The sequence below is a fragment of the Streptomyces mutabilis genome, from assembly GCF_014649815.1.
In the GTDB taxonomy this organism is placed as follows: Bacteria; Actinomycetota; Actinomycetes; order Streptomycetales; family Streptomycetaceae; genus Streptomyces; species Streptomyces mutabilis.
On record NZ_BMTT01000004.1, the window covers coordinates 357,320 to 380,932 of the forward strand.

19 protein-coding genes are annotated in these 23,613 nt (G+C 73.2%); 6 read left to right on the forward strand and 13 right to left on the reverse strand.

Annotated features, from left to right (window positions below; translation table 11 throughout):
* Positions 1 to 182 precede the first annotated feature (182 nt).
* The 4 genes from IE142_RS12435 to IE142_RS12450 are packed head-to-tail and all read right to left on the reverse strand — an operon-like array spanning position 183 to position 4,508.
* Positions 183 to 1,385: a glycosyltransferase gene (locus IE142_RS12435; RefSeq protein WP_191885782.1), complete on the reverse strand. Its 1,203-nt coding sequence runs from the start codon at positions 1,383 to 1,385 to the stop codon at positions 183 to 185.
* 56 nt (positions 1,386 to 1,441) lie between these two features.
* Positions 1,442 to 2,731 carry an ABC transporter substrate-binding protein gene (locus tag IE142_RS12440; RefSeq protein WP_191885783.1) on the reverse strand — a complete coding sequence of 430 codons (1,290 nt, stop codon included), beginning with the start codon at positions 2,729 to 2,731 and terminating at the stop codon, positions 1,442 to 1,444.
* Complete coding sequence (locus IE142_RS12445) at positions 2,731 to 3,564, reverse strand: carbohydrate ABC transporter permease (protein WP_191885784.1); 834 nt, start codon at positions 3,562 to 3,564, stop codon at positions 2,731 to 2,733. Before IE142_RS12445 ends, IE142_RS12440 begins: the two co-directional genes overlap by 1 nt.
* Entirely contained in the window at positions 3,561 to 4,508 is a 948-nt protein-coding gene (locus IE142_RS12450; RefSeq protein ID WP_191885785.1) for a carbohydrate ABC transporter permease, read from the reverse strand. The genes IE142_RS12445 and IE142_RS12450 overlap by 4 nt, the downstream gene beginning before the upstream one ends.
* Positions 4,509 to 4,660: 152 nt before the next feature.
* On the opposite strand from IE142_RS12450, the gene IE142_RS12455 reads away from it, so the two are divergent.
* Complete coding sequence (locus tag IE142_RS12455) at positions 4,661 to 5,524, forward strand: phosphotransferase enzyme family protein (RefSeq protein ID WP_191885786.1); 864 nt, start codon at positions 4,661 to 4,663, stop codon at positions 5,522 to 5,524.
* Positions 5,525 to 5,549: 25 nt separating this feature from the next.
* On the opposite strand, the gene IE142_RS12460 is transcribed toward IE142_RS12455, so the two are convergent.
* Entirely contained in the window at positions 5,550 to 6,272 is a 723-nt protein-coding gene (locus IE142_RS12460; RefSeq protein ID WP_191885787.1) for a 3'-5' exonuclease, read from the reverse strand.
* Between the two features lie 117 nt (positions 6,273 to 6,389).
* A complete protein-coding gene (locus IE142_RS12465; protein ID WP_191885788.1) occupies positions 6,390 to 7,637 on the reverse strand; it encodes a DUF5919 domain-containing protein in 1,248 nt (415 codons plus the stop codon).
* A gap of 378 nt (positions 7,638 to 8,015) precedes the next feature.
* Between IE142_RS12465 and glgX the strand changes: the two genes are divergently transcribed.
* The 3 genes from glgX to IE142_RS12480 all read left to right on the forward strand — a co-directional run bounded on the left by glgX (position 8,016) and on the right by IE142_RS12480 (position 13,006).
* Positions 8,016 to 10,124, forward strand: coding sequence for a glycogen debranching protein GlgX (gene glgX, locus IE142_RS12470; RefSeq protein ID WP_191885789.1), 2,109 nt, complete (start codon positions 8,016 to 8,018; stop codon positions 10,122 to 10,124).
* Between the two features lie 131 nt (positions 10,125 to 10,255).
* Complete coding sequence (gene treY, locus IE142_RS12475; protein ID WP_191885790.1) at positions 10,256 to 12,658, forward strand: malto-oligosyltrehalose synthase; 2,403 nt, start codon at positions 10,256 to 10,258, stop codon at positions 12,656 to 12,658.
* Positions 12,659 to 12,868: 210 nt separating this feature from the next.
* Positions 12,869 to 13,006, forward strand: coding sequence for a hypothetical protein (locus tag IE142_RS12480; RefSeq protein ID WP_191885880.1), 138 nt, complete (start codon positions 12,869 to 12,871; stop codon positions 13,004 to 13,006).
* A 43-nt stretch (positions 13,007 to 13,049) separates the two neighbouring features.
* Here IE142_RS12480 and IE142_RS12485 read toward each other — a convergent pair whose 3' ends face one another.
* The 3 genes from IE142_RS12485 to IE142_RS12495 form a co-directional block, all read right to left on the reverse strand.
* Positions 13,050 to 13,508, reverse strand: coding sequence for an SSI family serine proteinase inhibitor (locus IE142_RS12485; RefSeq protein ID WP_191885791.1), 459 nt, complete (start codon positions 13,506 to 13,508; stop codon positions 13,050 to 13,052).
* On the reverse strand, positions 13,505 to 14,830 hold the full coding sequence (locus IE142_RS12490; protein WP_191885792.1) for a M14 family zinc carboxypeptidase: 1,326 nt from the start codon (positions 14,828 to 14,830) through the stop codon (positions 13,505 to 13,507). The genes IE142_RS12485 and IE142_RS12490 overlap by 4 nt, the downstream gene beginning before the upstream one ends.
* A 216-nt stretch (positions 14,831 to 15,046) precedes the next feature.
* Positions 15,047 to 15,598: an FHA domain-containing protein gene (locus IE142_RS12495; RefSeq protein ID WP_191885793.1), complete on the reverse strand. Its 552-nt coding sequence runs from the start codon at positions 15,596 to 15,598 to the stop codon at positions 15,047 to 15,049.
* Positions 15,599 to 15,794: 196 nt separating this feature from the next.
* On the opposite strand from IE142_RS12495, the gene treZ reads away from it, so the two are divergent.
* Entirely contained in the window at positions 15,795 to 17,540 is a 1,746-nt protein-coding gene (gene treZ / locus IE142_RS12500) for a malto-oligosyltrehalose trehalohydrolase (RefSeq protein ID WP_191885794.1), read from the forward strand.
* A gap of 33 nt (positions 17,541 to 17,573) precedes the next feature.
* Here treZ and IE142_RS12505 read toward each other — a convergent pair whose 3' ends face one another.
* Together IE142_RS12505 and IE142_RS12510 are read right to left on the reverse strand one after the other, a co-directional pair.
* Positions 17,574 to 18,527: an aminoglycoside phosphotransferase family protein gene (locus IE142_RS12505; RefSeq protein WP_191885795.1), complete on the reverse strand. Its 954-nt coding sequence runs from the start codon at positions 18,525 to 18,527 to the stop codon at positions 17,574 to 17,576.
* 55 nt (positions 18,528 to 18,582) lie between these two features.
* A complete protein-coding gene (locus IE142_RS12510) occupies positions 18,583 to 19,713 on the reverse strand; it encodes an aminopeptidase P family protein (RefSeq protein WP_191885796.1) in 1,131 nt (376 codons plus the stop codon).
* Between the two features lie 186 nt (positions 19,714 to 19,899).
* Here IE142_RS12510 and IE142_RS12515 point away from each other — a divergent pair, with 186 nt between their 5' ends.
* Positions 19,900 to 20,655 (forward strand): metallophosphoesterase, encoded by a 756-nt coding sequence (locus IE142_RS12515; protein WP_191885797.1) that lies wholly within the window; start codon positions 19,900 to 19,902, stop codon positions 20,653 to 20,655.
* Between the two features lie 76 nt (positions 20,656 to 20,731).
* On the opposite strand, the gene IE142_RS12520 is transcribed toward IE142_RS12515, so the two are convergent.
* Both IE142_RS12520 and cyc2 read right to left on the reverse strand, forming a co-directional pair.
* Complete coding sequence (locus tag IE142_RS12520; RefSeq protein WP_191885798.1) at positions 20,732 to 21,328, reverse strand: PDZ domain-containing protein; 597 nt, start codon at positions 21,326 to 21,328, stop codon at positions 20,732 to 20,734.
* Between the two features lie 75 nt (positions 21,329 to 21,403).
* A complete protein-coding gene (cyc2, locus tag IE142_RS12525; protein WP_191885799.1) occupies positions 21,404 to 23,584 on the reverse strand; it encodes a germacradienol/geosmin synthase Cyc2 in 2,181 nt (726 codons plus the stop codon).
* Between the last annotated feature and the right edge of the window lie 29 nt (positions 23,585 to 23,613).

Consider the following 23,613-nt stretch of genomic DNA (forward strand, 5'->3'; position numbering starts at 1 on the left):
CGACGTGGCTGCACCGGCTGCCGGACCTCACCCCCGACGAGTCCCCAGGCGGTCGCCGAGGTGCCCACCCCGGACGACCGGGGCGGGCGGAGCGAGCGGGTCAGGTCTGAGCGGTCCGGAACCGGGACGGTGGGCCCGTCGGTTCTCGGGGAACCGACGGGCCCTCTCGCGTCCGGGTGCGGTCAGGCCCTCGCCGCCGCCAGTTCGGCCTCGATCAGGTCGGCGGCCCTCCGGGTGCCGCCCTCCTGCGCCATCTGGGCCTGGATCTCCTTCAGGCGCCCGGCCACCTCGGGGTCGTCGACCAGGGCGAGGGCGGCGGTGCGCAGGGCCTCGGCGGTGGCCTCCTCGGTGGGCAGGTACCGGGCGACGCCGAGCCCCTGGAGCATGTCCGCGTTGCCGAACTGGTCCGCTGCCTGCGGCACGGCGATCATCGGTGTGGCGGTGGCCAGGCCCTCCTGACTGCCGCCGGCGCCCGCGTGGGTGACGAACAGGTCGGCCTGCTGAAGCACCGACAACTGCGGCACCCAGGAACGCACTTCCACGTTCTCCGGTACGTCGCCCAGCTCCGCCGCGTCGACGTGCCTGCCGATCTGGAGCACCACGTGCCAGCCGGGCTGCCCGGCGAAGGCCGCGACGCACTCCCGGTAGAAGGCCGGCTGCTTGGTGAAGGCGGAACCGAGGGAGACGAGGACGACCTTCTCGGCGCCCTCCGGACGCTGCCACTCCCCCTCGGCGGCGCGGTCACCCTGGCAGGCGCCGACGAACGTGCAGGTCTTCTCGTCGACGCGGTCGGCGTTGGGCTGGAGCGCCTTCGGGATCAGCACCAGGGAGCGTGCGGGGCGGCCGACGAAAGGGTCCGGGTGCATCGTGATCCCGTTCTCCTCCAGCCAGGCGTGGAAGCGGGCGTAGTACGCCCGGCCGCGCTCGGTCTTCAGCGGCTCCTCCCACATCGGCTCGCCGACCTCCTTCTCGTACCCCTCCCAGGCGACCAAGCACGGCGAGAGGGATACCACGGGCACGCCCCAGCGGTGGCCGAGGACCCGGGCCGGGTAGGAGGCGATGTCGTGCAGGATCAGGTCCGGCTCGTCGCCCTCGTACGCCTCGACGAGCTGCGGGAGCGCCTGGATCGCGTCGTCGAGGAACGGCTCGACGTTGTCCAGCAGCGTGGTCCCCCACGCCTCGGGGTCGGCGTCGGGGCCGGGCAGCGTGCTGTTCCACGGCTTGATCTCGGCGCCCGCCTCGGCGACCTTCTCCGCGAAGAGCGGCGGGACGGCGTACGTCACCCGGTGTCCGCGTGCGACGAGTTCGCGGATCACCTCCAGGCTGGGGTTCACGTGGCCGTGCGCGGCGATGGAGAACATGGCGATGTGTGCGGGACTGGTCATCTTGCGAGAGTAGGCGAGACGAGACGTCTCGTGCAACCGTTTCCGTTCGCGGTCCGTCAGCGCTGGTAGCGGGCGAGCACCAGGTTGCCGTCCTCCTCCAGCCGCTCGTGCAGCTCCTCCATGCCGATCGCTCCGCTGTAGTACTCCTGGAGCGCGGGGGTGGCCACCTTGTCCTTCCACTCGGGATAGCCCCGCACGGACTGCGCGGGCGCCGAACGCAGGTGTTCGGCGAGGGCGGTGCCGGTGGCCCAGCCGTGCTCGGGGGTGCGCAGGGCGGGATGCTCCAGGGCCCGGGTGCCGGTGGGCAGCATCCAGTCGCCGAGGGCGAGGCGCACCATGTTGTCCGGCTGGAGGAGGAAGTCGACGAAGGCGGCGGCCTCCTCCTTGTGGCGGCTGTCCTCGGCGATGGACAGGGTCTGCGGGCTGACGCCCTGGGTGAGTCCGTCGGCTCCCGCCGGGGCGGGCAGCACCTGCCAGTCGAAGCCGTCGGGCGCCTGCTGCTCGATCTGCTGGCGGTAGGCGAAGCCGAGCGGCACCATCGCGTACTTGCCCGCGAAGAACCCGGGCAGGGTGTCGGAGCCGCCGCTGCCCAGGGTGGTGGCGGAGGCGCTGTGGTCGGTGTTGACCTGGTCGTGGACGGTGCGCGGCACCACTTGGTCGCCCTCCTCGAAGCGGACGGTGACCTTTCCGTCCGCGCCGCGGTGGAACAGCTGCCCGCCGGTGGACAGGGACAGGTTGAGCGTGGCGGACACGGGCTCCTTGAGCGGCCAGGCCACCCCGTGCCTCCCGTCGCCGCTGAGTCGCTTCGTCACCTGCCGGAACTCCGCCCAGGACCAGGGGTCCTCGGGCGTCGGGACACGGACGCCGGACTCCTCCAGCAGGGCGGCGTTGGCGATCAGTACGCGCGGCTCCTGGAGGAAGGGCACGCCGTAGACGCCGTCGCCGAAAGTGACCGTCTCCCAGCTGCGCTGTGGGATGTCCGACTTCAGCCGCTCGGGCAGCAGGTCGGTCAGGTCGGCGAGGTAGCCCCCGTAGGCGAAGTCCGCGAGGTCGTCGGAGGCGTCGTGGATGATGTCCGGCGCCTCGCCGCCCTCGAAGGAGGTGAGGAGCTGGTCGTGGACGCTGTCCCAGCTGCCCTGGACGTACTCGACGCGTACGTCGGGGTGGGTGGCGTTCCACTCCCGCACCAGTTCCTTGTTGGCCTGGACGGACTCCTCCTGCCAGGCCAGGGACTGGAAGCGCAGGGTGACACGGCCGTCGTCCGCTGCGTCACCGCCGCCCGAGCAGCCCGCGAGCAGCAGGGTGAGGGAGACGAGCAGGGTGGTGATCGGCGTGCGTGCCCGCATCAGCTCTTCACCGCCCCGGCGAGCATGCCGCCCGTGATCCGCCGCTGGATGAGGGCGAAGACGAGCAGCGAGGGCAGAGTGGCGAGGAAGGCCGCCGCCGCGAGCGGGCCGAGGTCGGCGACACCCTCGGCGCCGATGAAGTGGGTGAGGATCACCGGCAGGGTCTGTTTCTCGGGTGTCTTCAGCAGTACGAGCGCGAAGAAGAACTCGTTCCACGCGGTGATGAAGGCGAACAGCGCCGTCGCCACGATCCCCGGCGCGAGCAGCGGCGCGGTCACCGACACGAGGGTGCGCAGCCGCCCGGCGCCGTCCACGGCGGCCGCCTCCTCCAGTTCGGCCGGCACCGCGCGGACGTACCCGGCGAGCATCCACAGCGCGAACGGCAGCGACCACACCACGTACACCATCACCAGCCCGGGAACGCTGTTGATCAGCCGGAGGTTCTTCAGGACCAGGAAGAGCGGGATGATCACCAGCACGAAGGGGAAGGCCTGGCTGATCACGACCCACCCGGTGGCCGCCCGCGCGAGCCGGCCTCGGTGACGGGCCATGACGTAGGCCATCGGCGTCGCGATCAGCACGGCGATCACGGCGGCGCCGAGCGCGGCGAGCAGGGAGTTGAGGGCGGCGCGCAGCAGGGGCTGCTCGTCGAAGGCCTGCCGGAAGTTGTCGAGCGTCGGGTTCTCCGGGATCCAGGTGGGATGGAGACTGCCCAGCTCCTGCGGCGGTTTGAACGCGGTGGAGATGAGCCACAGGAAGGGGAAGGCCAGGAAGACGAGGTACGCGAGCAGCGCGGCGTACTGGCCCACGCGGGTCGTGGTCGAGGTCCTCACGCCTCGTCACCTCCCTTGAGTCCGCCCTTGAGCCGGCCGGCGAGGAAGACGGCCAGGACGATCGAGATCACGGCGACCATGACGCAGCCCATCGCCGCGGCGTAACCGAACTGCCCGTAACGGAAGGCCTCCTCGTAGGCGAAGAGCATGGGCAGCCGGGTGCGGCCGCCGGGGCCTCCGCTGGTCAGCACGTAGACCAGGGCGAAGGAGTTGAAGTTCCAGATGAGGTTGAGCGCGGTGATGGCGAGGGCGACCGGTCTGAGGGCGGGCCAGGTGACCGTGCGGAAGCGGCGCCAGGCACCGGCGCCGTCGACGGCGGCGGCCTCGTGCAGCTCGCGCGGGGTGTTCTGCAGGCCGGCGAGCAGGGCGACGGTCGTCTGGGGCATGCCGGCCCAGACGCCGACGACGATGACTGCGGGCAGGGCGGTGGCGAGGCCGCTGAGCCAGTCCCGGCCGTCGCCGAGGCCGAGGTCGCGCAGCGTCTCGTTGAGGATGCCCGCGTCCGGGTTGTAGACCAGACGCCACATGATGCCGACGACGACCTCGGGCATCGCCCAGGGAATGATCGCCAGGGCACGGGCCAGCCATCGCATGCGCAGGTTCTGGTTGAGCAGCAGGGCGAGGCCGAGCGCGAGCAGGAACTGCGGCACCGTCACCCCGACGGCCCACAGCAGCCCGATGCGGAACGACTCCCAGAACAGGGTGTCGTGCAGCAGGTCCTGGAAGTTCAGCGAGCCGATCCACTGCGTGGGCTCGGTCCGGCCGGACTGGGCGTCGGTGAACGCGAGCAGGATGCCGTAGAGCAGCGGTACGACGCTGAGCAGCAGGATGGGGACCAGCGCGGGCAGCACCAGGAACCAGGCGCCGTGGTCCGGGCCGCGTCGCGACCGGTCCCGGTCGGGCGCACCGCGCGCCGGTCTCCTCGACTCGGTCACCGATGTCACGTAATCAGCCCCTTTGCGCGGCTCGGACGGGCCTGGTCATGGTCGTGAAGGCGCCGTGCCCCGTCAAGAGCCCGCGCACACGCTCCCACCTGTGCGAATGCGACACTGACGGACGGATGGCGGGAACCAGGCGGACACGGAGGCGGGAAGCGATGGACGAGGCACGGGCGCGGGAGGTGCTGGCCGAGGCGGATGTGCTGCCCGGTCCGGCGCGGGAGGCGCGACTGCTCGCCCTCGGCGAGAACGCGGTGTTCGCCGCGGGTGGCCTGGCGGTCAAGGTGGGCCGGGACGCGGAACTCCTCGACCGGGCCCGCCGGGAACTGGCCGTCGCGGTATGGCTGGAAGAGGCCGGTGTGCCGGCGGTGCGGGCGGCCGACCCGACGGCGCTGGTCGTCGACGGGCACCCGGTGACCGTGTGGCGGCGGCTGCCCGACCCGGTGCGGCCCGCCGAGCCGCGGGACGTGGCCGTGCTGCTCCGGCTGGTGCACGGACTGCCCTCCCCCTCCTTCGGGCTGCCGCCCCGCGAACTGCTGGGCGGGGTGGAACGCTGGCTGCGGCTAGCGGGCGACGTGATCGACCCGGCGGACGCCGCCTTCCTGCGCGAGCGGCGGGACGGCTTCGCGTCGGCGGCCGCCGCGCTCACCCCGCGTCTGACGCCGGGCCCGATCCACGGGGACGCGCTGCCCCGCAACGTGCACGTCGGTCCCGACGGTCCGGTCCTGGTCGACCTGGAGACCTTCTCCACCGACCTGCGCGAGCACGACCTTGTGGTGCTCGCGCTCAGCCGGGACCGCTACGGGCTGCCCGCCGAGGCCTACGACGCCTTCACCGCGGCGTACGGCTGGGATGTACGCGAGTGGGACGGCTGCGCGGTGCTGCGCGGCGCCCGGGAGACGGCCAGCTGCGCGTGGGTGGCGCAGCACGCGCCCAGCAACCCCAAGGCGCTGGCGGAATTCGAACGCCGGGTGGCGTCGCTGCGCGACGGTGATCCGACGGTGCGGTGGTACCCCTTCTGAGCTGGCGCGGGGACGCGGTGCCGGGTCAGACCCGCTCGTCGGCCGGCTCGCGCACCGGCCATCTCCCGTCCACGACGGCCGTGGCGTCGCCCTTGCGGCGCAGGAAGCTCTGGAAGTCCGCCGCCCTCTCGGCGTACCACTCGACCTGCCGGTGGTGCAGGTCCGCCGGGCCGAGGGACGCCACCTTGGGGTGGCGGCCGGCTATCGCGCAGGCCAGCCGGGCGGCGGCGAGGGCGTCGGCGGTGGCGTCGTGGGCGGCGTCGAGCGGGACGCCGTACTCCCTGCAGACCGCTTCGAGGTTGCGCTTGCCGCGGCGGTAGCGGTCGACGGAGCGGTCGATCGTGTAGGGGTCGATGACGGGTGCCGGATCGAGGCCCCCCAGGCGGTCGCGCAGGGACGGCAGGCCGTGGCGCCGCAGCTCGGCGGAGAGCAGGGTGAGGTCGAAGGCCGCGTTGTAGGCGACGACCGGGACGCCCGTCCTCCAGTATGACGCGAGCACGCCGGCGATGGCGTCGGCGACCTGGTCGGCGGGGCGCCCCTCGGCGGTGGCCCGCTCGTTGCTGATGCCGTGGACCGCCACCGCGTCCGGCGGGATCTCCACACCGGGGTCGGCCAGCCACTCGCGGCGCCCCAGCGGCTCTCCGCCCTTGACCTCGATCACGGCCCCCGTGACGATGCGCGCCTCGCGCGGATCGGTGCCCGTCGTCTCCAGGTCGAAGCCGATCAGCAGCTCCCGGTGCCAGCCCATGGGCGGTCCCCCTTCTTGGTGGTGCGTTCCCCCAGTGGCCTCCACCCTCGCACGGGCCACTGACAATCAGAGGATCGCCTTCCGCTTGCCCCGCCGACGAGCCTCGGAGGGCCGCGTTCACGAGACCGGCCGCGAGTCCGCCCACATCAGCTCGAACTCCTCACGGTAGGTGGGGAAAAGTCCACCTTCGTCCGTCTGGTCCGACTTCACGACCCTGCCGCCGTTGCGGCCGTTGCGCAGCACGAGCACCGGAGCCTCCATCCCGCGCGTGCGGCGCAGGTAGGACTGGACGACCGCGATGCCGTCGGCGCCGTCGCCGTCGACGAGGTAGGCCGTGAAGCGGGGCGTCTCGTCGAAGACCTGGATCTCGAACGCGCCGGGGTCGCGCAGTCGGGCGCGCACCCGGCGCATGTGCAGGATGTTCATCTCCACGGCACGGCTCAGCTCGCCCCGCTTGATGCCGAGTTCGCGCTCGCGGCGCTTGATGGCGCTGGAGGCGGGGTTCAGGAAGAGCAGCCGCACCCGGCCGCCGGCCTCGGCCAGCCGGAGCAGGCGGCGGCCGGAGAAGTTCTGCACGAGCAGGTTGAGGCCGATGCCGAGGGCGTCCACGCGCCGCGCGCTGCCGAAGAGGTCCTCGGCCGGGAACTGGCGCAGCAGCCGCACCCGGTCCGAGTGCACGGCGACCACGTCGGCGTACCGGTCGCCGACCAGGTCCTCCACCGCGTCCACCGGCAGGCGGCGCGTGGACGGCACGTCACTGCCCGCGCCGAGGACCTCCAGCAGCCGCGCCGCCGCCCGCTCGGCCTGGTTCAGGACCGCCTCGGACAGTGCCCGGTTGCGGGAGACGACGTTGCGGGTGACCTCCAGCTCGTCCAGGGCGAGTTCCACCTCGCGCCGCTCGTCCACGTACGGCTCGAAGCAGGGCCAGTGCTGGACCATCAGCTCGCGCAGCTGCGGCAGGGTGAGGAAGCTGAGGACGTTGTCGTCGGCCGGGTCGAGCAGGTAGCCCTTGCGGCGGCTTACCTCGCGGACGGCGACGGCGCGCTGCACCCACTCCTGACCGGCGGGTCCGGCGGCGGCGACCACCCAGTCGTCGCCGTGGACGGGCTCGTAGACCGGACGCAGGACGGCGGCCACGACCGCCCGCAGCCGCTGCTCGACGAGGTTGAGCCAGATGTACGCCCGGCCGGCGCGCTGCGCCCGCGTGCGCACCTCGTGCCAGGCCTCGGCGTCCCACTCCAGTTCCGGGCCGATCGCGCCCGCGTTCATCGGCCGCGCCAGGGACACCGCACCGGGCGGGACGTCCGTGGAGCTCCCCTCCCGGCCTTCGTCACCAGGGGGTAGCTCCAGCCCTCCCGAGCCCACCCGCGCACCGCCTTCCGCTCCCTCGGAGCACTCCGGGTCAGACCCCGTCCCAACGATCAAGGAAGGGTACTCCGCGAGGGGTCCGCGGTGCAGCCCGATGGGCGGGCCGGTTTTCCCAAACCCGCTGCACCGCAAGCGTGTTCCGCCCGCCCCGGGGCCGCGGAGTGAGCGGATTCATAGCGGTGACGTGGCCGGGTACGGGGAAGGATGCCTCGGGCCCGCTCCGAGGCGCACACCGCGCGGAACACCGAGGAGAACGCCGAGGGGTGGGTAGGAGGACGTACGTGCTAGGTGGTCGCCTCACTTTCGGGGAGACTTCCGCAGGACTCGGAGCCAAGGCGTCCGCACCGGCGCCCCACACCTGAAAGAGTCGTGTCCATGCAGGTCTGGCCTGGAGAGGCATATCCACTCGGTGCCACGTACGACGGCGCCGGCACGAATTTCGCGGTCTTCACGGAGGCCGCCGACCGAGTAGAGCTGTGTCTGCTGCACGACGACGGCTCGGAGACCGCTGTCGAACTGCGGGAGAGCGACGCGTTCGTACGGCACGCGTACGTGCCGGGCGTGATGCCGGGGCAGCGGTACGGCTACCGCGTGCACGGCCCGTACGCCCCGGAGCGCGGGCTGCGCTGCAACAGCGCCAAGCTGCTCCTCGACCCGTACGCACGTGCGATCAGCGGCGCCGTCCAGTGGGGCGAGGAGGTGTACGGCTACCACTTCGGCGACCCCGAACGGCGCAACGACCTGGACTCCGCGCCGCACACCATGACGTCGGTCGTGGTCAACCCGTACTTCGACTGGGGCGACGACCGGCGCCCCCGGACGGAGTACCACCACACGGTGATCTACGAGGCCCACGTGAAGGGCCTCACCATGCGTCACCCCGGCCTCCCCGAGGAACTGCGCGGCACCTACGCGGCCCTGGCGCACCCGGCACTGATCGAACACCTGACCGAGTTGGGGGTGACCGCGCTGGAACTGATGCCCGTGCACCAGTTCGTCAACGACCACCGCCTGGTCGACATGGGCCTGAACAACTACTGGGGCTACAACACCATCGGCTTCTTCGCCCCGCACAACGCGTACGCCTCGTGGGGCGACCGCGGACAGCAGGTGCTGGAGTTCAAGTCGGCGGTCAAGGCGCTGCACGAAGCCGGGATCGAGGTGATCCTCGACGTGGTCTACAACCACACCGCCGAGGGCAACCACCTGGGCCCCACGCTCTCCCTCAAGGGCCTCGACAACCCGTCCTACTACCGGCTGACCGACGACCCGCGCTACTACATGGACACCACGGGCACCGGGAACTCCCTGCTCATGCGGTCCCCGCACGTGCTTCAAATGATCATGGACTCGCTGCGGTACTGGGTCACCGAGATGCACGTCGACGGCTTCCGCTTCGACCTGGCCGCCACCCTGGCCCGGCAGTTCCACGAGGTGGACCGGCTGTCGTCGTTCTTCGACCTGGTGCAGCAGGACCCCGTGGTCTCGCAGGTGAAGCTGATCGCCGAGCCGTGGGACGTGGGCGAGGGCGGCTACCAGGTGGGCAACTTCCCGCCGCTGTGGACCGAGTGGAACGGCAAGTACCGCGACACGGTGCGCGACCTGTGGCGCGGCGAGCCGCGCACGCTGGCGGAGTTCGCGTCCCGGCTGACCGGCTCCTCCGACCTCTACCAGGACGACGGCCGCCGCCCGCTGGCCTCGATCAACTTCGTGACCTGCCACGACGGCTTCACCCTGCACGACATGGTGTCGTACAACGAGAAGCGCAACCACGCCAACGGGGAGGACAACCGCGACGGCGAGAGCCACAACCGGTCGTGGAACTGCGGCGCCGAGGGCGACACCGACGACCCGGCGGTGCTGGAGCTGCGGGCCCGGCAGATGCGCAACTTCATCGCCACCCTGCTGCTCTCCCAGGGTGTGCCCATGATCAGCCACGGTGACGAGTTCGCCCGCACTCAGAAGGGCAACAACAACGCCTACTGTCAGGACAACGAGCTGGCGTGGGTGGAGTGGCCCGAGGGCGACCACGACCTGCTGCGGTTCACCCGCGCGATGGTGTGGCTGCGCAAGGACCACCCCGTCTTCCGCAGGCGGCGCTTCTTCCACGGCCGGCCCGTGGAGGGCACCCACGACGAGCTGTCGGACATCGCGTGGTTCACGCCGGAGGGGAGCGAGATGACCCAGCGGGACTGGAACTCGGCGCGGGCGTCGGCGCTCACCGTGTTCCTGAACGGCAACGCGATCTCCGAGCCGGGCGCGCGCGGGGAACGCATCGCCGACGACTCCTTCCTGCTGATGTTCAACGCCTCGCCCAAGTCGCTGGACTTCGTGGTGCCGGTCGACCACGGCCGGCAGTGGGAAGTGGTGGTCGACACCTCCCGGTCGGAGGGGGTGCCCTCGGACACGGGCCCGAAGGTGCAGGCCGGGGACCGGCTGACCCTGGTGGACCGGAGCCTGACGGTGCTGCGGCGGCCCGTCTAGACGGCGTACGGGGCAGGGGCGGGCGCGGGTGAGTGCGGGCGGGGTACCGGCGTGTCCCCTCCCGGGCCCGCCCTGCACCCGTGCAGGGGGCCGATGACACGAAAGGCGGCGAGGCGGGTACGTAGGTCTGCATGACGCCTGAGCGACCCGACCCGGTGCTGTCCCCCGCTTCCCCGGCCCCCACGGCCACCTACCGGCTGCAACTGCAGCCCGCGTTCCCCTTCGCGGCCGCGGCGGCGGCCGTGCCGTACCTCGCCTCGCTCGGGGTGTCGCACCTGCACCTGTCCCCCGTCCTGGAGGCGGTGCCGGGCTCGCTACACGGCTACGACGTCGTGGACCACGCGCGCGTGCGCGGGGAGCTGGGCGGTGAGGAGGGGCTGCGGGGGCTGGCGCGCACCGCGCGGGATCACGGTCTCGGCCTGGTGGTGGACATCGTGCCGAACCACATGGCGATGTCGCCCCGTCACAACCGTGCCCTGTGGGAGGTGCTGCGCGAGGGCCCGAAGTCGCCTTTCGCTCGGTGGTTCGACATCGACTGGGAGGCGCAGGGCGGTCAGCTGCTGGTGCCGGTGCTGGGGGCGCCGGTGGGCGAGGTGCTGGACGAGCTTCGGGTCGACGGGGACGTCCTGCGCTACCACGACCACGCCTTCCCGCTGCGCGAGGGCACCGCGGACCTTCCGCTGCCGCAGCTCCTGGACGCGCAGTGGTACCGCCCGGTGTGGTGGCGGCTGGCCCGGACCGAGTTGAACTACCGACGGTTCTTCAGCATCTCGGAGCTGATCGGCGTCCGCGTGGAGGACCCGGAGGTGTTCGAGGCCACGCACGCCACCGTGCTGCGGCTGCTGCGCGAGGGCGTGGTCGACGGACTGCGGATCGACCACCCCGACGGCCTCGCCGACCCCGACACCTACCTCGCGCGGCTGCACGAGGCCAGTGGCGGCCGGTGGACGGTCGTGGAGAAGATCCTTGCGGACGGCGAGCGGCTGCCGGCCGCCTGGCCGGTCGCGGGCACCACCGGCTACGACGCCCTGCGGCACGTGGACGGGCTCTTCACGGACCCCGCGGGGTTCGGGGAACTCCTCGGCCGGTACCGCAGGTTCGCGGCACCGCAGACGGACCGGGGCGGGGACTGGGCGGCGACGGTGCGGCGGGCGGCGTACAAGGTGCTCACGCACGAGCTGGCCACCGAGATGGACCGGCTGACCCGGGTGGCCCACCGCCTGTGCGTGGCCTCGCCGGAGCCCGCGCTGCGCGACCGGGCGCCGTGGGCGCTGCGCACGGCGCTGCGGGAGCTGCTGGTGCGACTGGAGGTGTACCGGCCGTACGCGTCGGTGGACGCGGCGTCCGTCGTCACCGAGGAGGCGGCGGCCGAGGCGCGGCTCGCCTTCGCGGTGCCCGAGGAGGCCGGGGCGGTGGATGTCGTACGGGGTCTGGTGCTCGGGCGGTACGGGGACGGTCCTGAGCACGTGGAGTTCCGGACGCGGTTCGCGCAGACGGCGTCGGCGCTGCGTGCGAAGTCGGTGGAGGACACGGCGTTCTACCGGTACGTGCCGCTGCTCTCGGCGACGGAGGTGGGCGGGAACCCGGGCCGTCCCGCCCTCTCGCCGGAGGGGTTCCACGCCTACTGCGCGCGTGTGCAGCGCGACTGGCCCGCGACGGGCACGGTCGTCTCGACCCACGACACCAAGCGCAGCGCCGACGTGCGGGCCGCGCTGGCGGTGCTCACGGAGTGCCCCGAGCGGTGGGCGGACGTCCTGACGGAGGTCACCCGTGCGGGTGAGGGCGCCCCGGACGCGCAGCTGGCGTGGGCGGCCTGGCAGACGGTGTTCGGGCTGGGGCCGGCGGACGGTGAGCGCGTGCGGGAGGCGCTGCTGAAGCACGTGCGCGAGGCGGGGATGTACACCAGCTGGACGGAGCAGGAGCCGCCGTACGAGGAGGCGGTGGCCCGGTTCGTGGCGGCGGGCCCGTGCGGGGCGCCGGGCAAGCGGGTGACCGCGCTGCGCTCCGCCCTGGAGCCGCACGTCCGCGCCAACGTCCTCGGCACGGCCCTGACCCACCTGACGATGCCGGGGGTGCCGGACCTCTACCAGGGCACCGAGCGGGAGTACCTGGCCCTGGTGGACCCGGACAACCGCCGGGCCGTGGACTTCCCGTCCGCCGGCCCCGTCGAAGGCGACCGGCTCGGGAAAGCCGCGGTGACCCGGGCGGCGCTGGCGCTGCGCGCACGGCGGCCCGACGTCTTCGGTGACGCGGCGACGTACGAGGCGCTGTCCGCCGAGGGTCCGGCGGCGGCGCACTGCGTGGCCTTCGTGCGCTCGGGCGAGGTCCTGACGGCCGTGACCCGGCTGTCGCTGCGGCTGGCGGAGGCGGGTGGCTGGCAGGGGACGACCCTGCCGCTGCCGCCGGGCCGCTGGGCCGACGCACTGACACCGGGCCGGGAGTTCACCGGGCACGCGCGCGTGGCGGAGCTCTTCGCCCAGGTGCCGGTGGCGCTGCTGGAGCGGGTGGGGGCGGCGGACGGGGCCGGTAGCTGAGCGGCGGGCCGCCGGTACGGCTGCCCCCGGGGTCCGGTGTCTCCGCCGCCGGGACCGGCCAGGCGGTACGGAGCAGGTGGCCGAAGGCCTCGGCGGCGCCGGTGGGCGGGACGCGGGAGAAGACGGTCAGGGCGCGTCTCCAGGGCGGGTCGGGCGTCGGGCCACGCGGTCCTCACCGCGACCGCGCCGCCCACGGTGCGCCAGGGCGCCGTGCGGACGCCGACGCCGGAGGCGCCCATCCGCACGGCCTCCGACGTCACCTCGCACGTCCACGCCCGCCCCACGCTCCCGGAGGCGGTCGGCGAGGCGTGCCCGACCCTGGCCGCCCGGGGGCTGCACCGGCAGTGACCCGTCCCCGACCGGCCACGGGGACGCCTGTCCGCCGTACCGCTCAGTCCTGCGTGTCCCAGGCGAACACCGCCCCCGTCCGCGCCGCCATCACGCAGTCGTTGGAGAAGGTCTGCGTGTACTCCACCGGCTGTCCCCGCCACTGGCCGCGCGCCTGTGCGGTCACCGGGGCGTGGATCATCGGGCAGTGGGTCTCGCGCAGCGGGATGTCCGCGATGCGGCCGTTCGCCGCGTCCAGCTCCGCGCAGGCGCGGGCCGCGCGGGCGTGGCCCCGGGGCGGGTCGCACAGCAGCAGGGCGCCGCGGGTGGCGTCGGGCCGGTCCTTCACCGGGGCACCGGGCAGGATGCCCGGCTGGGCGTCGTCAGGGGTGACGGTGAGCAGGAGCCAGTCGCCCGCCGGTTCCCGCTCCGCGGCGGCCTGCGCCGGGGCCGCGCAGGCGAGGAGGAGCGCGGCGGCCGCCAGGAGACCGGCCCGGGCGGCGGTCGTGAGGGTGTGTGTCATTCCTGGTGCATCGGCACGGCGGCCCCCGAACCCCAGCCGGGCTCACCCGAACGGGAGCCCGCGGTGGGGCGCCGGCCGGTCAGTTCGAACGCGGCGAGGACGACCCGTGTCTGGTACTCCGTCTGACGCGCGACCGGGATCCAGCGGGCCCCGCAGCCGTCGGTGTAGTCGGCGCAGCCCTCGTCGACGAGCCGGTTCACCTCGGGCAGCACGCCCGCCGGATCGTCGCCCGTGCGCGTCACCAGCTGGTGCAGCAGGCCCGCCGTCCGCAGGGACAGGCGCCGGCCGGCCAGGCGCAGGGCGACCAGGTGGGCGGTGCTCATGGGGGGCAGTGAGCGGCCCGTCCCGTCGTCCGTCTCGGGGTCCCAGGCGTCGGCGAGCTGCGGGCAGACCAGCAGGTAGTCGTCGACCGGTGCGAGCAGGTGCGCCGCGTCCGGGACGCCGGCGAGGTGGGGCCGGACGCGGGCGAGGACGCGTCGCAGGCGCAGGGTGTCGTGCCGCAGGGTGCGGCTCACCGAGCGGAGCACCGCGTCGCGGTCGGCGGGGGGCGAGTCGTCCGCCACCGCGGCCACGCCCCACATGGGCGCCTCGACGACCGCGGTGACGGTGCCGTACCGCTGCGGGTGGCACCACGTCGAATCGACGGCGGCCTCGGTGATGGCCGCGGTGAGGTCCCCGTCGCGGGGCGGCGGGATGCGGTAGACGGCGGGGCCGAGGTCGGGCCAGTACAGGGTGTCGTAGGCGCCGAGTTCGCGGGGGATGCCGAGCCGGGCCGCGGTGTGGGCGATGCGCTGGGCGAGGCCCGGCAGGTCGTGGGTCACCTCGACGAAGCCACCGCCGACGTCCACGCCGTGCAGGGAGCAGTGGAGGAACGGCCGCAGTTCGTCCTGGAGGGCGAGCAGGGCGCGGGTCTCCGGCAGAGTCGCGTGCTCGGGGCCGTCGGGCAGCCACTCGGGCTGCTCCAGGAAGCCGGGGCGGAAGAAGTGACGGGCGTAGCGGCCCAGGGTGTACGGACCCGAAAGCCAGCCCTCGTTGCGGCGCAGACCGTCGGGGTCGGCGCACAGCAGCAGGTTCCAGGTGGCGTCGGCCCCCTCGGTGAGCCGGGGGTCGGCCAGGGCCCGCTCGGCGAGCCGCAGGACGGTGGCGCCGCCCACGGGTTCGTTGGCGTGCGGTCCGGCGACCACGAGTGTCTGACGGCTGCCGTGGCCGACGGAGAGCAGCAGCAGGGGGGTGCCCGCGCGGGAGGTCCCGACGGGGCGCAGCCGGGCGTGCCGGGGATGGCGGGCGACGAGGGCGGCGGCCCGGGCGCCCAGCTCGTCCACGGTCGGATAGCGCAGGAGGGGCGGCAGGGCACACCTCCACGATGCGGGCTGTCGGTTCACCTGGCGTGCGCGGTGTACGCACAGTCAGTCACGAGTTGGGAGGTACGTCAACACCAGAAAACGCAATGGGATTTGTCCCGCCCGCTCACTCCACCGGGACGCACGACGCCGAGTGAGGCCCAGGCCAGAGCTGGGCTCCGTGCCTCCGGCCGGCGTTCAGTTCACCGCGAGACGGAAGGCCATCCGGCCGAAGCCGATCTGGTCGCCCTCACGGACGACGGCCGCCCCGATGACCCGTCGCCCGTTGACCGTGGTGCCGTTGGTGGAACCGAGGTCACGCAGCACCCACGTGCCGCCCTGGCGGCTCAGCTCGGCGTGCACCCGGGAGACCGTCTCGTGGGTCAGCCGGAGCCCGTTCGCCGGATCGCGCCCTATGCGCAGGGGGTGCCCGGCGCCGGGGTGCGGCAGCAGCAGCTTGGGCAGCCGCTCGGCCTGCCAGGCCCTGCGCAGCCGTACGCCGAATCCGGAGACCGCCTCGACGGTGCCGAACACCAGTCGCGCCAACCGGCCCTCGGAGTGCAGGTCGGCGGTGAGCACGGCGAGCTCGTCCGGGCGGCGGGCGGCGAGCGCCAGTTCCATCCTGCGGATGAACGTGTCGTGCGAGAGGCGCCCCATCGCGACGCCGTCCCGGAGCACCTGCAGCGCCTTGTCGCGCTCCGCGTCGGACAACCGCGCGGGGTACGTGTGGAACTCGAAGGACGACGTCACGCAGGTGATTGTCGGTCAGCCGGGCCGGAGTGTCCAGAAAGCGGGAGAACGGCCGCCCGCACGCGGTGCGCCCCGGCCGGCCCGCGCGGTGCGCCACGACACCCGCCGCGCACGGGGACTTTCGGCAGCGCGGAGATCGCTTTTGCAGCACCATGGACGGGCTACATCACGGTGAGCAGACGAAGGGGAACCGTCCGTGCAGTTCGAGGTGTGGGCACCGCAGGCCGACCGGGTGACGCTCGAGTGCGACGGCGTCACGCGCGCGTTGGAGCGCGATACGGAACGGCCGGGGTGGTGGTGCGCCGAGGCCGAGGCGCAGGACGGCTCGCGGTACGGCTTCGCGGTCGACGACGGGCCGGTACTGCCGGACCCGCGCTCGCGCAGGCAGCCCGACGGGCCGGACGGGCTCAGCGCGGTCGTCGACCAGGGGGGGTACTCGTGGCGCGCCGGGTGGACCGGGCGCCCGCTGCCCGGCGCCGTCCTGTACGAGCTGCACGTGGGCACGTACACGCGCGAGGGCACGCTGGACGCCGCCGCCGCGCGGCTCGACCACCTCGCCGCGCTGGGGGTCACTCACGTCGAGCTGATGCCGCTGTGCCCCTTCCCGGGCCGGCACGGCTGGGGGTACGAGGGCGTCTCGCTGTGGGCGGTGCACGAGCCGTACGGCGGGCCCGCGGCGCTGAAACGGTTCGTCGACCGGGCCCACGAACTGGGCCTGGGCGTGGTCCTCGACGTGGTGCACAACCACCTGGGCCCCTCCGGCAACCACCTGCCCGCGTTCGGCCCGTACTTCACCGACACCCATCACACACCCTGGGGCGTCGCCGTCAACCTGGATGCCCCCGGCTCGGACGAAGTCCGCGCCTACCTGGTGGACAGCGCGCTGGCGTGGCTGCGGGACTACCGGATCGACGGCCTGCGTCTGGACGCGGTGCACGCCCTGGTCGACACGCGCGCGTGCCACTTCCTGGAGGAGCTGTCGACGGCGGTGGACGACCTCGCCGCCGACCTGGAGCGCCCGCTGTTCCTGATCGCGGAGTCCGACCTCAACGACCCGCGCATCATCACCCCGCGCGCGGAGGGCGGTTTCGGGGTGCACGCGCAGTGGAACGACGACTTCCACCACGCCCTGCACACCGCGCTGACCGGGGAGTCGCAGGGCTACTACGCCGACTTCGCGCGCGATCCGTTCGCGGCGCTCGCCAAGACCCTGACCCGGGGCTACTTCCACGACGGCACCTGGTCCAGCTTCCGGGGCCGCGGTCACGGACGCCCGCTGGACCGGAGCCGCACGGCCGCGCACCGGCTGACCGGCTACAGCCAGACTCACGACCAGGTCGGCAACCGTGCCCAGGGCGACCGCCTGGCCTCGCTGGTCTCCCCCGGCCTGGCGGCCTGCGCGGCCACGCTGACGCTGACCGCGCCGTTCACTCCGATGCTGTTCATGGGCGAGGAGTGGGCGGCGGGCACCCCGTGGCAGTTCTTCACCGACCACACCGACCCGGAGCTCGCCGAGGCGGTGCGAGTCGGCAGGCGGCGGGAGTTCGCCGCGCACGGCTGGAAGGAGGAGGACGTGCCCGACCCGCAGGACCCGGCGACCCGCGAGCGCTCCTGCCTCGACTGGTCCGAGCCGGAACGCGAGCCGCACGCCCGCGTACTGGACTGGTACCGCCGGCTGATCGCCCTGCGCGCCGAGCAGCCGGACCTGACCGACCCCGACCTCGCCGACACCAGGGTGGCGTACGACGGCGAGGCACGCTGGCTGGCCTTCCGGCGCGGTGACATCCGGGTGGTCGTCAACCTGGGCGCCGAGCCCGCGGCGATCCCGCTGGGCGGCCGGCCCGCGCGCGTGCTCGCCGCGTGGGAGCCGGTCCAGGCGCCGGCGGCGGACGGGGTGCTGCGGGTGCCGGGTGAGTCGAGCGTGGTGCTCGTACAGGAGTGACGGGAGCGACCGCCGAGCCTGCGCGGGGTGCGTTCAGGCGGGGCCGTCCCCGCCCGTGCCGTCCCCGCGCAGCTCCGTCACCCGCTCCAGCAGGATGGGCTCCCAGGCGCGGCGCAGCCGGGTCCGCAGCAGCGGCAGGGACACGCTCGCCGGTTCGGACGGCCGGCCGGCGAGGGTGTCGGCGAGGTGGACGAGGGTGTCGCAGCGGGCCAGCCACAGGCCGCGCAGGCAGGGCCGGGCGCCGTAGCCGGCGAGGGTGGCGGCGCGGACGGCGGCGGGCGAGCCGAAGCGGAGCGCGAGGGCTGCGATGTCCTCGGCGGGATCGCCGAGCACCGCGTCGGTCCAGCCGAGGACGCCGCGGACCCGGCCGTCGGCGCCGACCACGAGGTGCTCGTCGGCCAGCGCGTGGTGCACGAGGACCGCCGGCGAGCCGGGCTGGACGCCGAGTTGCGCCGACGCCTCGCGGGTGAGCCGCTCCGGCCGTGCGGGGTCGAACTCGTCGGCCTCGGCGAGGCGCCGGCCGGCCGACTCGGCGGACTGCCGCAGGGCCTCCAGCGAGCGCGGGGCGGCGCGGGGCACGCCCAGCGTCTCGGCCTGGCGGACGGGCACCTCGCGCAGTCCGGTGAGCAGCGCGGCCAGGTCCGCCTCGCCCAGGGCCGACACGTGGTGCTCCTCGGCCGACCCGCCGGGCACCTTGCCGTCCAGCGTGTAGGTCAGGCCGGGCGCCCACTCGCCGTGCGCCACGCTCGTCGGCACCGTCACGGAGACGTACTGGCGGACCAGCTCGCGCAGCCGCAGTTCGCGCCGCTGCCGCAGTGCGGTCTCGCGGTCGGTGGCCAGGCGCAGCACGTGCCGGGTGCCGACCCACCAGGTGGCGGGCTCGGCGCCCGTCGCCGCGGGCCTGACGTCGGAGGCCGCGCCCTCGCCCAGCAGGGAACGGACCAGTCGGCGGACGGTGTCCGCGGTGGGTGTCGGTGCCTGGGTCATGGTCGCGCCGTCGTCTTCCGGGATCGCCGGGGCGTTCGGGGTCCGTCGTCGCCGGTCACTCCACCGTGACCAGCTCCCGGGCCGTGTTGTTGAGACGCCGGCCGCCGTCCTCGGTGACCGACACGATGTCCTCGATACGTACCCCGAAACGACCCGGGAGGTAGACGCCGGGCTCGACGGAGAAGCACATGCCGGGCACGAGGGGCTGCTCCTCGCCCTCGATCATGTACGGCGGCTCGTGCGTGGTGACGCCGATGCCGTGACCGGTGCGGTGGATGAAGTACTCGCCGTACCCGGCGCCGTCGATGACCGCCCGGGCGGCCCGGTCGACCTCCTGGCAGGCCACGCCGGGCCGCACCGCACCGAACCCCGCCTCCTGGGCCTCGCGGACGACGTCGTGCACCCTGCGCTCCTCCTCGGTGGGCTCGCCCACGTGGACGGTGCGGGAGGTGTCGGAGCCGTAGCCGTCCTTCAGGCCGCCGAAGTCCAGGACGATCATGTCGCCGTCCTCGATGACGCGGTCACCGACCTCGTGGTGCGGATTGGCGCCGTTCGGGCCCGAGGCGACGATGGTGAAGTCGACCTGGGAGTGGCCGAAGCGCCGCAGCAGGTCCGCGAGGTCGGCGGCGACGTCGGACTCGCGGCGCCCGCCGAAGCGCACCTTCCGGATCTCCTCGAACGCCGCGTCCGCGGCCGCGCCCGCCGCCGCCAGGAGTTCCAGCTCCGCCGCGTCCTTGACGGCACGCAGCATGGGCAGCGCCTCGGTGAGGGAGGCGTACGAGGTGCCGGGCAGCGCCCGCTGGAGGGCCAGCAGGTGCATCGCCCAGGCGTTGTCGCTGATGCCGAACCGGCCGGCGCCGTCGAGGAGGGACGCGGTGGCGGCGTAGGGGTCCTTGCCGTCGGTCCAGTCGCGCAGGGTCAGGGCGGGCGCGCCGGCGGCCTTCTCCGCGTCGGGGGCCTCGAGCGTCGGGACGACGAGGACGGGGTCGCGGCCGGGGGCGAGGACGAGCAGGGTGAGTCGTTCGGTGTCCGCGGTGGGGGCGTAGCCCGTGAGCCACACGAGGTCCGGTCCGGGTGCCACCAGCAGCCCGGCCAGTCCGGCGTCGGCGGCCGCCCGAGCGGCGCGTTCCATGCGGGCCCGGTAGTCGTCGGCGGTGAAGGGAGCAGCGGGCGCGCTGCCGGTCATCCGGGCCTCCCTGGGCAACGTGGGTGAAGGGACCACGAGCAGCATCCTGCCCGCAGCGAGGGGACGGCGCGAGCCGATTGCCATTGATCAGTGGCCTTCGTTAATGGTTTGATGCGGGCTAAGCATTAAATGAGTCAGCAGTGACTACGGGGCGCGGTGTTCGGGCGCCCGAAGGGGGCCGGCACCGTGCTCGTACTCGCGCACATCAGCGACCTGCACCTGGACGGGAGCGCGCGGGCCACCGCGCGCGCCGAGCGGGTGCGCGATCGGTTGTGGGACCTGCCCGGGCGGGTGGACGCCCTGCTAGTGACCGGGGACATCGCGGACCACGGCACGGAGGCGGAGTACGAGGAGGCCGCCCGCATCCTGGGGCTGCGGGACGGCGACGCACCGTTCCCCGTGCTCACCTGCCCCGGCAACCACGACAGCCGCGCGCCCTACCGCAAGGCCCTGCTGGGCCGGCCCGCCACCGACGGGCCGGTCAACGGTGCGCACGTCTTCGACGGCGGTGCGGTGCTGATGTGCGACTCCAGCGTCCCGGGCAGCGACGAGGGCGAGCTGGACGAGGAGACGTACGGCTGGATCGAGGCCTCTCTCGACGAGCTCGGCGGCGACCGCCCGGTCGTCCTCGCCTTCCACCACCCGCCCGTGCCCCTGCACCACCCCCTGCCCGACTCCTACCCGTTGCTCCGTCCCGAGCGTCTCGCCGCGCTGCTGGAGCGCCGGCCCGAGATCGCCGGCCTGATCACGGGGCACGCCCACACGCCCGCCGCCACGGTGTTCGCCGGGCGGCCCCTGATGGTCGGGCCCGGGGTGACGTGGACCCTGCGGCTGCCCTGGGAGGGGAAGGAGATCGCGGACCGGGACGCGCCGGTCGGGCTGGCCTACCACGTGCTGGACGACACCGGGCGGCTCACCAGCCACTTCCGTACGGTGACATGACGACGCACGGATCAGTGAAGTCGTCCGGAGCAGACGTCCGGCACAGTGAGACGCCCGGAGCAGTACCGAAGCACGGTCAGGTGACGACGCCCGGTACGGCCGTCAGTTGCTGGTAGCCGCCGCTCTCGTGGCGCACCGTGATCTTGATCTGCTTGCCCGGCCGGGCGTCGGCCACGGCCTCGGCGAGGTCGGCCGCCGAATCGATTCGGGTCCTGCCGAACGCCAGGAGTACGTCGCCCCTCACCAGCCCGGCCTCGTACCCGGGGCCCGGCACGTGGACGCCGACGACCAGCGCGCCCGGCTTGTCGTCGTCCACGGCCTCCACTCCGAGGGTCGCGACGACCCGGGCCGGGGACGCGGAGGGGGACGCACCGGCCGACGGGTGCACCGGGGCGGCCCGGGACCCGGACGGCTGCTCCGTCCCCGCACCCGGCGCTCCCGCCTGCCGTTGCAGTTCGGCCAGTTTGCTCATACCGATCACCGTGGCACCCATCGTGCCGAGTCCCACGCCGGACAGCAGCAGCACGGTCGCGGCCAGCACCCCGAGCAGCAGGGTGGTGAGCCGTCGGCGGCGCCGGTGTCCGCCGGGCGGGGGCCGGTCGCCGTCGGGCGCGGTGCCGGCCCCCGGGTCTTGTCCGGGCATCGGCTTGGGTCGCAACGCTGTGTGTTCCATGGATCGCCTCCGGCAGGTGATCTACCCGGCGCACCGGCGCGAGACGAGCCACGAAAGAGTGAGACTGACCGGCGGTCAGCGGATCGGGACGAGGCTGCTCCGTGGTACGGGCACGGTCGGGACGCGGTCCGGGAGGAAGCCGTGGGTGCGGCCGGCCAGGTACTCGGCCCTGTAGCGCGGGACGTTGCGGTGCCAGTTGAGGATGCCCGCCATCCAGTTCTGCAGGTCGGTCACATAGCCCCGCATGATCTCCCGCGCCTCGTCGGTCAGCTGGAAGTCGTCGTACACAACGGGCAGTTCGTGGGCGACGACGTGTTCGAACTGGCGCATGCGCTGGTTCATCAGGTCCTGGACGACACCGAGGGCGGCCGGGTAGTCGACGCCGAAGAAGTTCTGCACGACCAGGACCGCGTTGTGGATCTCGCCCTCGTACTCGATCTCCTTCTGGTACGAGAAGACGTCGTTGAGGAGGCACGCGTAGTCGATCGCCGCGTTCTCCAGGGACCGCACGGGACCGCTGCGGTAGACCTCGGCCGGGACGGCCGGTCCGTGTCCGGCACGGCACAGGCCGAGGGTGAGGTCGGAGCCGAAGGTGGCGCGCCGCATCTCCAGGTAGTCCACCGGGTCGGGGACGCGGTTCTGGATCTGGTTGGCGAGCTCCCACACCCACGCCTCGGTCATCGTGTCGACGGCCGCCTTCAGGGGACGCCGCTCCTCGGCCGTCATGCCGGCCGTGGTGCGGGCCCACAGGTCGATCAGGGAGCGTTCCATGGCGTTGGCCGGCGGTGGGACCGGCTCGCCGTCGAGCGGCATGCAGGCGGACAGGCGGGCCGTGGTGAGCCGGGCGGCGGCCAGGTCGCGCCGGTGGCCGTAGACCAGCGGGTAGTAGTCGTCGCCGTAGGTGCCGAAGGCGAGCCAGCCGGAGGCGAGGTTGAGTTGTTCCTGGGTGGCGTCCGGGTCGAGGCCGGCGGCGCACAGCGGGAGGTCGCAGCTCGCGAGCTTGTCCTCGTCCCAGACTCCCTCACTGAGGAAGCCGATCGCCCGCGACCACTCGAACAGGTGCCGTCGGGCGCCGTCGAGAGCGGGGCTCAGCTCCAGCGGGAACGGCATGCGGATGTCGGGGATGATCGACGGCCCGACCTTCTGGAAGGGCACGTGGGTGTAGGGGCGCGCCCGCTCGGCGGCGGCCCGGGCGAGCAGCGCGCCGACGTCCGCGGCGGAGGTGCCGGGGCCGGTGAGCGCCTCCCACGGGGCGCCGGACCGGGCGCCCTTGTTCATGTACCGGCTGGAGCGCATGTGCCATTCGTGACCGCCGGACTGCCAGTCCTGCAAACCCTTGGCGTACGCCCCGACCGCGGCGACCTCGGCCGGGGACAGGCCGTTCTCCAGGGCCACGGCGGGCACTTCGGTGAACGCGGTGTGCTCGAACTGGTGCAGCCGGGAGGTGAGCACGTCGTTGACCAGTTCGGCGGCCTCCTGGGTGGTGCAGTCGAAGAAGGTCTCGAGCACCAGCACGCCGTTGCTCAGCTCACCCTCGTCCTCGACCTCCCGCTGGTAGGAGAAGAGGTCGTTGCGCAGGTGCACGGCGTCGGAGAACGTCTCCATCAGCACCCTGAGCGGCCTGGTCCCGGCCACGGCGTCGGGCACCTCCGCGGTCGCGTACTCCACGAGCCCGGCCGACCAGGGGGCGCCGCCCACCTTGCGTCGCATCTCGATGTACTCGACGGGGTTGGCGATCCGCCCCTCGTTGATGTTGGACAGCTCCCACAGGGACTCGTTGAGCAGGTGCTCCGTGGCCACGGCGAAGCGGCGGCGCCAGCCGGCCGACATGGCCGGCACCGTGCGCTTCCACAGGTCGGCGAGACCGGCCTCGACCGGGTTCTCGGGCTCGGGCATCACGGCGTCGGGGTCGAGGGGCATGAACAGCGGGAGCCGGTCCAGGTGGGCCTTGCCGCCGACGCGGTCCTGGGAGCGTTTGAACTTCTCCAGGAAGTGGTCGTCGAAGAAGAAGACCCATACGTACCAGTCGGTGATCAGGGAGAGCGCCGGCCCGTCGCAGTCGGGGTGGGTGTAGGCGCAGAGCAGGCCGTAGTCGTGTGCGTCGAGGTCGGCCCGGTCCCAGACCCCGGAGCCCTCCAGCATGCCCATCTCGCGCGCCCACGTCGTCGAGTGGGCGCGGGCCTCGTCGAGATGCGGGTTCAGCCGCGCGGGGTGCGGCAGGTAGAAGTGCGGCAGTTCGAAGGGCTGTTGCGTCATGGCCGGGGCACTACCCATGGCCCGGTGGG

What these genes read in the sequence shown, in the direction of transcription:
- IE142_RS12455 (WP_191885786.1), top strand. Translation starts at nt 4,661, where the DNA reads ATGGACGAGGCACGGGCGCGGGAGGTGCTGGCCGAGGCGGATGTGCTG.
- IE142_RS12435 (WP_191885782.1), bottom strand. Translation starts at nt 1,385, where the DNA reads ATGACCAGTCCCGCACACATCGCCATGTTCTCCATCGCCGCGCACGGC.
- cyc2 (WP_191885799.1), bottom strand. Translation starts at nt 23,584, where the DNA reads ATGACGCAACAGCCCTTCGAACTGCCGCACTTCTACCTGCCGCACCCC.
- IE142_RS12460 (WP_191885787.1), bottom strand. Translation starts at nt 6,272, where the DNA reads ATGGGCTGGCACCGGGAGCTGCTGATCGGCTTCGACCTGGAGACGACG.
- IE142_RS12505 (WP_191885795.1), bottom strand. Translation starts at nt 18,527, where the DNA reads ATGACCCAGGCACCGACACCCACCGCGGACACCGTCCGCCGACTGGTC.
- IE142_RS12520 (WP_191885798.1), bottom strand. Translation starts at nt 21,328, where the DNA reads ATGGAACACACAGCGTTGCGACCCAAGCCGATGCCCGGACAAGACCCG.
- glgX (WP_191885789.1), top strand. Translation starts at nt 8,016, where the DNA reads ATGCAGGTCTGGCCTGGAGAGGCATATCCACTCGGTGCCACGTACGAC.
- IE142_RS12440 (WP_191885783.1), bottom strand. Translation starts at nt 2,731, where the DNA reads ATGCGGGCACGCACGCCGATCACCACCCTGCTCGTCTCCCTCACCCTG.
- IE142_RS12510 (WP_191885796.1), bottom strand. Translation starts at nt 19,713, where the DNA reads ATGACCGGCAGCGCGCCCGCTGCTCCCTTCACCGCCGACGACTACCGG.
- treY (WP_191885790.1), top strand. Translation starts at nt 10,256, where the DNA reads ATGACGCCTGAGCGACCCGACCCGGTGCTGTCCCCCGCTTCCCCGGCC.
- IE142_RS12485 (WP_191885791.1), bottom strand. Translation starts at nt 13,508, where the DNA reads ATGACACACACCCTCACGACCGCCGCCCGGGCCGGTCTCCTGGCGGCC.